The following is a 711-nucleotide window of genomic DNA, read 5'->3' on the forward strand; positions in this document are numbered from 1 at the left end:
TAGCTCCTGAGTCGTCACTTATACTAGTCACGGCAGTAGCTATTGGATCGGTAGTATCTACGGTGATTGGGAAATCGGCTGAAACTAAGCTTATATTACCAGCGGCATCTGTTGCTTGTGAACTAATCAGATAACTGGCATCATCAAGAGTAATCCCAGTATGGTCATAAGACCAATCTCCTGATCCATCAGCAGTTACAAATCCAATACTAACACCATCAATAAATACTTCTACAGAGGCATTTGGTTCTGCTGTTCCTGTAAATATCAATGTATTATCGTTTGTAATACCGTCATTTGTAATAGCTCCTGAATCGTCACTAATGCTAGTCACTACAGGTGCTGCCGGATCGGTAGTATCTACGGTAAATGGGAAATCGGTTGAGAGTGGACTGATATTACCAGCGGCATCTGTTGCCTGTGAAGTAATCACATAACTGGCATCACCAAGGGTGGTCCCGGAATGGTCATAGGACCAGTTTCCAGAACCATTAGCAGTGGTAGATCCAATACTAACACCATTTATAAATACTTCTACAGATGTATTTGGTTCTGCTGTTCCTGTAAAGATCAATGTGTTATCATTGGTAATACCGTCATTTGTAATAGCTCCTGAGTCGTCATTTATGGCGGTCACTATAGGGGCTACCGGATCGGTAGTATCTACCGTAATTGGGAAATCGGCTGAGAGTGGACTGATATTACCAGCGG

General features: G+C 42.6%; 1 protein-coding gene. It reads right to left on the bottom strand.

Annotated features, from left to right (window positions below; translation table 11 throughout):
* Positions 1-711, bottom strand: a 711-nt coding sequence (locus MWU65_RS17475) for an Ig-like domain-containing protein (RefSeq protein ID WP_247079964.1), incomplete at both ends; no start/stop codon positions are given.

The organism is Cellulophaga sp. F20128, assembly GCF_023015805.1.
Taxonomy (GTDB): domain Bacteria; phylum Bacteroidota; class Bacteroidia; order Flavobacteriales; family Flavobacteriaceae; genus Cellulophaga.